Source organism: uncultured Traorella sp. (genome assembly GCF_944327115.1).
Classification (GTDB): Bacteria; Bacillota_I; Bacilli_A; order Erysipelotrichales; family Erysipelotrichaceae; genus Traorella.
Genome location: NZ_CALVGS010000078.1, coordinates 1 through 8845 on the forward strand (window position 1 = coordinate 1; position 8845 = coordinate 8845).

At 35.5% G+C, this 8845-nt stretch carries 11 protein-coding genes; 1 reads left to right on the top strand and 10 read right to left on the bottom strand.

Annotated elements, in window-relative coordinates; translation table 11 throughout:
- From Q0K35_RS07275 to pfkB, 8 genes are all read right to left on the bottom strand, one after another.
- Window positions 1-402, bottom strand: a 402-nt coding sequence (locus Q0K35_RS07275) for an ATP-binding cassette domain-containing protein (protein WP_294561991.1), incomplete at its 3' end; no start/stop codon positions are given.
- 108 nt (window positions 403-510) lie between these two features.
- Window positions 511-864: a hypothetical protein gene (locus Q0K35_RS07280; RefSeq protein ID WP_294561992.1), complete on the bottom strand. Its 354-nt coding sequence runs from the start codon at window positions 862-864 to the stop codon at window positions 511-513.
- A gap of 18 nt (window positions 865-882) precedes the next feature.
- Window positions 883-1248, bottom strand: coding sequence for a hypothetical protein (locus Q0K35_RS07285; protein WP_294561993.1), 366 nt, complete (start codon window positions 1246-1248; stop codon window positions 883-885).
- A gap of 424 nt (window positions 1249-1672) precedes the next feature.
- Window positions 1673-2920 carry a helix-turn-helix domain-containing protein gene (locus tag Q0K35_RS07290; protein ID WP_294561994.1) on the bottom strand — a complete coding sequence of 416 codons (1248 nt, stop codon included), beginning with the start codon at window positions 2918-2920 and terminating at the stop codon, window positions 1673-1675.
- A gap of 15 nt (window positions 2921-2935) precedes the next feature.
- A complete protein-coding gene (locus tag Q0K35_RS07295; RefSeq protein ID WP_294561995.1) occupies window positions 2936-3142 on the bottom strand; it encodes a hypothetical protein in 207 nt (68 codons plus the stop codon).
- Between the two features lie 117 nt (window positions 3143-3259).
- The gene (locus tag Q0K35_RS07300) at window positions 3260-4219 is read right to left on the bottom strand and encodes an aldo/keto reductase (protein ID WP_294561996.1); all 960 of its coding nucleotides are present in this window, start codon (window positions 4217-4219) and stop codon (window positions 3260-3262) included.
- An 85-nt stretch (window positions 4220-4304) separates the two neighbouring features.
- Complete coding sequence (metK, locus tag Q0K35_RS07305; RefSeq protein WP_294561997.1) at window positions 4305-5477, bottom strand: methionine adenosyltransferase; 1173 nt, start codon at window positions 5475-5477, stop codon at window positions 4305-4307.
- On the bottom strand, window positions 5474-6388 hold the full coding sequence (gene pfkB / locus Q0K35_RS07310) for a 1-phosphofructokinase (RefSeq protein ID WP_294561998.1): 915 nt from the start codon (window positions 6386-6388) through the stop codon (window positions 5474-5476). Before pfkB ends, metK begins: the two co-directional genes overlap by 4 nt.
- Window positions 6389-6471: 83 nt before the next feature.
- Here pfkB and Q0K35_RS07315 point away from each other — a divergent pair, with 83 nt between their 5' ends.
- On the top strand, window positions 6472-7284 hold the full coding sequence (locus Q0K35_RS07315; RefSeq protein ID WP_294561999.1) for an HAD family hydrolase: 813 nt from the start codon (window positions 6472-6474) through the stop codon (window positions 7282-7284).
- 36 nt (window positions 7285-7320) lie between these two features.
- Here the strand turns inward: Q0K35_RS07315 and Q0K35_RS07320 are convergent, their stop codons facing one another.
- Together Q0K35_RS07320 and Q0K35_RS07325 are read right to left on the bottom strand one after the other, a co-directional pair.
- Window positions 7321-7872: a GNAT family N-acetyltransferase gene (locus tag Q0K35_RS07320; RefSeq protein WP_294562000.1), complete on the bottom strand. Its 552-nt coding sequence runs from the start codon at window positions 7870-7872 to the stop codon at window positions 7321-7323.
- Between the two features lie 644 nt (window positions 7873-8516).
- Window positions 8517-8771 carry a hypothetical protein gene (locus Q0K35_RS07325; protein ID WP_294562001.1) on the bottom strand — a complete coding sequence of 85 codons (255 nt, stop codon included), beginning with the start codon at window positions 8769-8771 and terminating at the stop codon, window positions 8517-8519.
- Window positions 8772-8845 lie beyond the last annotated feature (74 nt).

An 8845-nucleotide genomic window follows, 5' to 3' on the forward strand; every position in this document is an offset into this window, starting at 1 on the left:
TCCCGGCTGATGAAGCAATGCTCTTATGAATTGTACCCGTTTTTTCTGTCCGTTGGATAACTTCTTAACTTTCTTGTTTTTATGTTCTTCCAGCTGGAATTCTTTCAGATAATGATGAATCATTTCCCTGTCCTGACTGACAAGAAAGAGATTTTCCCATACGCTCATCTCTTCAAAAAGATGAAAATCCTGTGTCAGATAATCAAAATGAGGAACATCCAGAAGCTCTCCTTCATAGCTCTCCCTGCCACTGATGATTTCTAAAAGCGTAGTCTTGCCACACCCACTGGGTCCCAACAGCATGATGATGCCGTTATGATTTAGATCTAATGTGATACCTTTGAGTGCTTCGACATCATCTTTTTTATTATGATAGACTTTTCTTATATTGATGAGCTTCATAATGTTTCCTCTCTTTTATGTATTATAAACATATTTTAAACATTATTAGAAATTAATTCAAATAATAAAGAGTGAGCAGATTAACCCACTCTTAAGAAAATAAATAAATTATTTTCCAAAACATTCTATTTTTGTCTGACTGCTCATGACATTTGAATTCGCTTTACAAACATTACAAGTATATGAAGTTATAATTGGTCTTTTATATACTACATCTTCCCCAGTAGTATAATGACTACAAGGTCTTATTTCAGATACAACCCAATTACCATATACTGTACTCGGATACAAAATGCCTTTTCCACAATCCAAACAAATCTGTGTACGAGGTGTGATGACAGTTTCTTCTCCATATACAGAAACATAAACTTCATGATCATGGCATTCCTCTGCATGAATACCAATCGGTGCTACTGCAAATAAGCCTAATACTAATGATAAACTTAATAATAACTTTTTCATATACTTAAAGATCCTCTATTAAGCATAATATCCATGGCATTCGATTTTTCTTTCCGTTGTTAAGGAAGGGTTAGTTCCTTTACCACAATAATTACATTTATAAGTAGTTGTCACAGATCTATGGTAAGGAGTATCTGTTCCATGAGGATAATGTGTACATTTAATATCGTCTTCTGCAATCCATTGTCCATAAGTTTTTTTTGCAACAAGTGTTCCTTTTCCACAATCCAAACAAATCTGTGCACGAGGTGTAATAACTGTTTCTTCTTCTCCATATACAGAAACGTAAACTTCATGATCATGGCATTCCTCTGCATGAATACCAATCGGTGCTACTGCAAATAAACCTAATACTAATGATAAACTTAATAATAACTTTTTCATATAATCTCCCTTCTGATATTAATACCTTAAATTATTAATTTCCATTCTTACGGTAAGAATAAAGTCAAGTTCTGACTTTATCCTCTACTATCCCAGGTTCCATCATTGCTCTATCCTCCCAACTCATACATACAGTAAAATTCATTTTATCTCTTTTCCCTTATTTTATCTGTATGCTTTATATGAGTTAATCTTTACGGCCATATTGTAACCGTTTTCTATTTTTCTTGTAAACATTTTATTCGGCTGAATAACCATTACAATTATTGATCGTTTCTCCATTTTAAAAACAGATTTTTCTCTAATTTAATAATAAAACACACAATAGTATTAAATTTCTTTATAATCTTTGGTTTTGTTTTTTAATCAGAATTATAATTTTTCGGCTGAAAAAAGACATTTTTGTAAAAAAATGCCTAAAAAGTTAATGATTTTTTTGAAGAATTTTTAATAATTCTTTTTGATATCCATAGCCTTCTTCAAATAATTCATGATGATCGCAATATTCAATGATATATTCCAATACCATGACCTTATCAAACGAATATCCTTTTTTATTTAATTTTTTATATAAATCAACTAATGTTTTGTAATATGTTTTATCTTTATTGTTTATTCGTGCTTTCAAACATTTTTCATAGCAGTCAATAATATAATCATCATGCTTATTTGCCTTTTCTAAGCTACGATAATATTTTCCAGCATTTATCCTGTCATCCTTTTCCACATAAACCCATGCAAGAATATAATAACAATCTTTAAGATAACAATTCATTTTAATAAGCTTATTTGCATAATCAATTGCATCTTCATATTCTTTGCAATACATAGCAAAGAAAGCGATATTATATAAAGCATTTAATTGCGTTTCTTTATCATTTAAAATACATGCTGATTCATAAGTTCTTAGAAATTGTTCTTTCATTTCTTTATAATATTTTTGTTCTCCCAATAAAATACCTATAGATATTTCCACAGAAAGATTTCTTATAAAGCAGTTATTTTTTAATAATATCTCTTTTGCTTTATTTTGATATATCATCGCTAAATAATAATTACAATCATAACGTTCTAAGATACCTAATTGATTATATGTAAAACCTGCAATTATGCCATCAGGAGAATAAGAGATTGACCGAAATAATTCTTCTTTTGCTTTTTTATAATGCTTAAGATCAACATAAAGATATATCCCCTTTAATAGCAAATAAAAGCTTTTTTGAGAATTTGAAAAAATGTAAAACATCTGTTCACATAAATTATTTTGATAATCATATGTATAATCACGAAAATTTATTATAGTTGCCATATATTTTGCTAATTGTATTATAGGATAAGCATAAGAAAACTCCCAGTCTGGATGACTGGTTAGTTTTTCTATTAATTCTGTTCTTTCTTTGATGTTTAAACAAATATGTGCATGTACCATTCTATTAAATAAATGAGTAACTTGTTTTTCTACTTCAACATCGAAATTGAATAAAATATTCATGCTTCTAAATATCATATCCAAAGTTTCTGATTTTGAACTTTTATTACCATTTTCAATATCAGAAATATACTGTATAGATAAATTGCATTTTTTTGAAAGATCACTAAGAGTTATTCCTTTATTTTTTCTGATAGTCTTCAATATGGTACCAACATATAATTGTCTATCAAGATCATTCATTCAATCACCTTTTTTCTATTTTTTTGGATCGTTTTCCTTACTTCCATATGGCACTACCTGACTATGCTCTTCTAAGCATTTTAAGTATTCCTCTTCATTTTTGATGGTTCCATCTTCATTGTACTCCAAAACACATACTTCTGTTTCAGGTTCTTGCGCCTTTACAGGTGTCAGTGCAAATACAAATGCACAAGCTGTTAATAATGTTAATAATTTTTTCATCTCGTGTCCCTCCATTTTTTATTATTTTAATTCATAATATTTAAAATGTATATCACTTTTTCAGCTGAAAAATGGAGCTTATATATACTTTAAAAAAACCGTGATTGACTCACAGTTTTATTCTTGATCCAGTCCCAGTTCATGTAAATGATCATCAATGCGTTTCATTTCATCGCTGGTTAATTGCCAATTAAAGGCATCCATATTTTCTTTTACATGGCGCATGCTGGTAACGCCGATCAATGCGCTGCTGACATAATCTTTCTGACATGTCCAGTTGATAGCTACTTGTGATACGGTTGCCTGATGAGCAGCTGCAATCTCATCTAAGGTTTTCATCAGTTCCATGACCTTACTGAAAGTAGGTTCACTGAATCCTTTATAGAATGTATAACGGACATCATGGGCCGGCCAGTTTGGAATCGTGCGATATTTTCCTGTTAATATACCGCCGCCCATCGAACCATAGGCCATGACATCGATACCATGTTCACTTGCCCATTCCATCGTTTCTTTATAACGCTGATCGATCATGGAGAAAGGTGGCTGGATGACATCGACTTGTCCGTATTTTAATGCTTCCTTTAATAATGGCAGCTCTGTATTTGAAAGACCGATATAACGGATCTTACCCTGTTCCTTTAAGAAATTCAAGGCACACATCGTTTCTGCAATCGGTGTTGAAACATCCGGCCAATGTAAAAAGTAAAAGTCAACATAATCTGTTTTCATGTTTTTTAATGAGCCTGCCAATTCACGCATGACCGTACCAAAACGGGCATCACGATAAACGCCTCCTGTAAAGAGATCATTCTGTGTACCAAATTTCGTAGAGATAAGGATCTTGGAGCGGTCGACACTTTTCAACAATTCTCCCACTACTTTTTCACTTGTTCCATTACCATAGTTGGCAGCCGTATCGATCAGATTCACACCCTGATCAATTAATGCTTTCATGGCTTCTAAAGCTTCGCTGACACCGCCGTGTCCGCTCCATCTTGAATCATCCAATCCCCATGTGCCTAAGGCAAATTCACTTACATCAACATTTGCATTTTTATAGTGTTTATATCTCATAACTGACTCCTTTTTTTATTCCTTATTTATTATAAAATCATGCTTATTGAGTGTCAAGAAGGCAAAGAAAAAGGTTCTTTCGAACCTATTTCAGGCAATTTAAGATTTCCTCTACCTTATTTGTCTTTTCCCAAGGAACATCAAGATCATCTCTTCCAAAATGACCATAAGCAGCTAATTGACGATAGATCGGTCTTCTAAGATCCAGCGTATCAATGATGGCACTTGGTCTTAGATCAAAGACTTGATTGATGATCTCGATCAATTGTTCCTCACTGTATGTACTTGTACCAAAGGTATCGACATGAATGCTTAACGGATGAGCCACACCGATTGCATATGCCAATTGAATTTCTACTTTCTTTGCCAGCTTGGCTGCTACCAGATTCTTAGCGACCCAGCGTGCAGCATAGGCAGCGGAGCGATCCACCTTCGTTGGATCTTTTCCTGAGAAGGCACCACCGCCATGGCGAGCCATACCACCATAGGTATCAACGATGAGCTTTCTTCCTGTCAGACCGCTATCTCCCTGTGGACCTCCGATTACGAAACGACCCGTTGGATTTACATAGATCTTCGTATTTTCATCCATCAGCTCTGAAGGGATGATCTCATTGATGACATGATGAATGATATCTTCCCTGATCTGACTTAATTCAACGGCATCGGAATGCTGTGTTGAAATAACGACCGCTTCGATACGCTTGACCTCATCACCATCATATTCTACCGTTACCTGGCTCTTGCCATCCGGTCTTAAATAGCCCAACGTACCGTCTTTTCTTACTTTCGCCAGCTGTCTTGCCAGCTTATGGGCTAACATGATCGGCATCGGCATCAGTTCTTTTGTTTCATCACAGGCATAACCAAACATCATTCCCTGATCACCGGCACCATTTTCATGATCATCACTTTCTCTTGTTTCCAGTGCAGCATCTACACCCATTGCGATATCACCGGACTGCTCATCAATCGCACTTAATACGGCACAGGTATTGCCGTCAAAACCATACTTGGCACGGTCATATCCGATCTCCAAAACTACATTTCGGGCAATCTTAGGAATATCTACATAACAGTTGGTCGTAATTTCACCCATGACCAGGACCATACCTGTCGTCGTACAGGTTTCACATGCCACCCTTGCCATTGGATCTTTTTCCAAGATCGCATCTAATACGGCATCACTGATGGCATCACAGATCTTATCCGGATGTCCTTCTGTTACCGATTCCGATGTGAAAAACTTTTTGCTCATTTCTTTACCTCCAGTTCGTTATAACATCTTTCTATCATTTCTATTTTCGCAAGATCTTCGCTGAAAGCCGTCGCACTGCCGCAGGCCATTGCCAGCTTAAAGGCTTCTTCATAGCTTGAACATTTCAAATATGCCGCTATAAAACCGGCTACCATGGAATCCCCACAGCCAACAGAAGAAATACACTCACCTTTCAATCCTTTGCTTTCAAATATACCACCGTTTTCATCTGCCAGCACAGCGCCCTCTTTCCCTCTGGAAATCATGACATTGCGGGCACCCATTTCCTGAAGCTTTTTTGCGGCTGCGATCACTTCTTTTGTTGTCAACAGCGTTTCGTTTAAGATTTCTTCACATTCCGCAACATTCGGCTTGATCAGGAATGGATGATGTTTCAGCGTATTGACCAAAAGATCTTTTGTCGCATCAACGATACATAATACCCCTTTGGCACTCTGTACCGATAAGATCGTTTCATAAATATTATCATTCAGACACTTCGGAATACTTCCGGACAATATCAATACATCGTCTTTTCCTAACATATCCAGCTGATCATACAACTGTTTCATATCTGCCCCGCCAATCAAAGGCCCTTCGCCATTGATCTCTGTTTCTGTTTTTCCTAACACTTTCACATTGATACGTGAAATTCCTTCTTCAAGTTCGATGAGTTTTTCATTCAGTCCAAACTGATAGATCATCCTGCGTATTTCATCACCGACAAAACCACCGCGAAATCCCAAGATCACTGAATCAAAACCAAGCTCATGAAGAATACGTGACACATTGATGCCCTTGCCGCCTAAATGATAGCTTTCATGTGTGCTTCGATTCGTGTGGGAAAAGGTTAGATGGACAAGATTCATTTCATAATCAATGGAAGGATTAAATGTTAATGTATAGATCATATTCTCATTCCTTTTCTTACTCCTATACTCTACCACTTTTTTCATGATTCGTGTATAATAATCATGTTTTTTGGAGGTAAAAGATGTCTAAAATCATATTTATGGATATAGATGGTACTCTTTTGGACCATATTCGCTACCATCGCGTCTTAGATTCTACCATTGAGGCCATTCAAAAAGCAAGAGCCAATGGCCATAAAATCATCTTATGTACCGGAAGATCTAAAAGTAATGTCCTTGAAGGCATGCTTCCTTTTGAATCAGACGGACAAATTTATGGAGCCGGTGCCATGTTAGAAGCAAATGGCAAACTGTTATATCATATCTGTATTCCAAAAGAGGATCTATGTCTGCTCATTGATGATTTTATTCACTATCATTTTGGCTTTAAGCTTGAAGGTGAAGAGGAAAGCTTTGCCGATCCCTTTGTTTTTGAACGTCGAAATAGGGTCAAGAAAATAACCGGGGTACTTTCTTCAGAAGCCTTATTTCCAATGAATGACTTCCATTTGGAAAAGGCTCATATCAACAAGGCAACCCTTTATTATCAGTCAAAAGAAGATCTAAAAACTTTCCAAGAGAAATGGAAATCAAAATATACCTGTGTCGAACATGGCAAAAAAGACTATGATACTCATTTCATGTGTGAATTGCTCATCAACCATGTCAATAAAACAAGCGGTATCAAAAAAATGCTTGAACATTTTAATATGAGTCAAAAGGATACGATTGCTTTTGGTGACAGCATGAATGACCTTGATATGCTTCAGTTTGCCAATACCGGTATCTGTATGGGCAATGGCACTGAAAAGCTGAAAGAAGCAGCCGATATCGTCTGTGGACCTTCTTATGAAGACAGCATTTATGACATGTTTCAACAGTTAAATTTGATATAAAAGGAATTATTTCCTTGGAAATAGTCGAATCAGCACTTACTTTAAGGTACGGATCATCATGGTCAGATCAGCATAGCTTCCATCTTTCAATTTAAAGCCATGAACAATACGTCCACATTCTTCAAAGCCCTTTTTCTTATAAAGAGAAAGTGCTTTTTTATTATCAGAACGCACTTCCAATTCTATCTGTTCATAATCACACTTCTTTGCATACTCAATGATTTTATCCATCAGCAAAGAGCCTAATCCACTACCCTGTACTTCTTTAAAAATCGCAATGCCTACACTGCTGCGATGTCTTAATTTTATTCGCTCACCGATACAGCTCAGCGATGCATTTCCGACAAGCCTGCCATCCATAAATGCTGAAACAAAACACTCTCTTTCATTTTTCTCGATGCTTTCGATCATTCTTTCTTCATCCTGAAGCGTTAGTACAAGTTCCTCCGGATAACGTACCAGATTATCACTTTCTTCGGCTGTTTTTTTCATATAGGCAATCAGCTGGCCTGCATCCTTTGATGTCGGACTTGCCAGTATGACTTCTTTTCCGTTTTTTAAGATATATTTTTTAGGTTCTATTTTCATACATCTTCACTCCTTTTTCTTATTATAAGGCAAAAGTAAAAGACGCGCTAGGGGAGGCGCATCTTTTACTAAATCATTATTTTTAAAGGGGATAGAATATGAATGAAAATAAATTAGGGGTTCTTTATTTTCAGCTGTACAAGTGTTTTCCTTGTACACCTATAATATATCTTATATCCATCAAATAAATTCCTGGAATTCATGGTAAATTATGTGAAATGAATTTTTTGGAAACAAAAAATGTGCAGAGGGGTAAACGCACATTTTCTGTCATGATCTTTTGTCATGTTTTTTAAAAGGGGATAAAATATGAATGAAAAAAATTATTTTGTACAGGGATGTTTTCCTGTACATCTATACTATAACTTTTTTCAATCGAATAATTTTATTTTAATAGTGGTAAATTATGTGAAATACATTTCAGATACAAAAAACACGCTAGGGGGAGCGTGTCTTTTGTCTTAAATTAAATTATTATATATAAGGGGATAGAATATGAATGAAAATAAATTTAGGGGATATTTATTTTCAATGTACAAGTGTTTTCCTTGTACACCTATAATATATCCGAATCTTATCAGACAAATTTATTTAAACCATGTTAAATTATGTGATTTCTATTTTTTTTCAAGCTATTCGATCTCTTATAAAATAATTTTAATGATTTCACCTTCACTTGTTTCAATATCGACAAGTTCAAAGTGTCCAAACTGTCGGATTGCTTTCTTCATTTCCTTCATCATCCTTTTCATCTGCTTCTCGGTAATCCCTGTTTCAGCAGCACGGTTTTTGATCATTTTGCCGGCAATCATCGTCCCCAGCCTGTTAAATATCAGACCATTGGGAATATTCAGACGGATGTCCTTCTCTTCATCTGCTTCGTGAATATAGATCTTCATATCACTCTACAAAGATCTCCACATGATCTCCGTCTGCACTCTCGATCTCGATCAGCTTGCCTACCAGTCCCTGA

What these genes read in the sequence shown, in the direction of transcription:
- Q0K35_RS07280 (WP_294561992.1), bottom strand. Translation starts at nt 864, where the DNA reads ATGAAAAAGTTATTATTAAGTTTATCATTAGTATTAGGCTTATTTGCA.
- Q0K35_RS07285 (WP_294561993.1), bottom strand. Translation starts at nt 1,248, where the DNA reads ATGAAAAAGTTATTATTAAGTTTATCATTAGTATTAGGTTTATTTGCA.
- Q0K35_RS07290 (WP_294561994.1), bottom strand. Translation starts at nt 2,920, where the DNA reads ATGAATGATCTTGATAGACAATTATATGTTGGTACCATATTGAAGACT.
- Q0K35_RS07295 (WP_294561995.1), bottom strand. Translation starts at nt 3,142, where the DNA reads ATGAAAAAATTATTAACATTATTAACAGCTTGTGCATTTGTATTTGCA.
- Q0K35_RS07300 (WP_294561996.1), bottom strand. Translation starts at nt 4,219, where the DNA reads ATGAGATATAAACACTATAAAAATGCAAATGTTGATGTAAGTGAATTT.
- metK (WP_294561997.1), bottom strand. Translation starts at nt 5,477, where the DNA reads ATGAGCAAAAAGTTTTTCACATCGGAATCGGTAACAGAAGGACATCCG.
- pfkB (WP_294561998.1), bottom strand. Translation starts at nt 6,388, where the DNA reads ATGATCTATACATTAACATTTAATCCTTCCATTGATTATGAAATGAAT.
- Q0K35_RS07315 (WP_294561999.1), top strand. Translation starts at nt 6,472, where the DNA reads ATGTCTAAAATCATATTTATGGATATAGATGGTACTCTTTTGGACCAT.
- Q0K35_RS07320 (WP_294562000.1), bottom strand. Translation starts at nt 7,872, where the DNA reads ATGAAAATAGAACCTAAAAAATATATCTTAAAAAACGGAAAAGAAGTC.
- Q0K35_RS07325 (WP_294562001.1), bottom strand. Translation starts at nt 8,771, where the DNA reads ATGAAGATCTATATTCACGAAGCAGATGAAGAGAAGGACATCCGTCTG.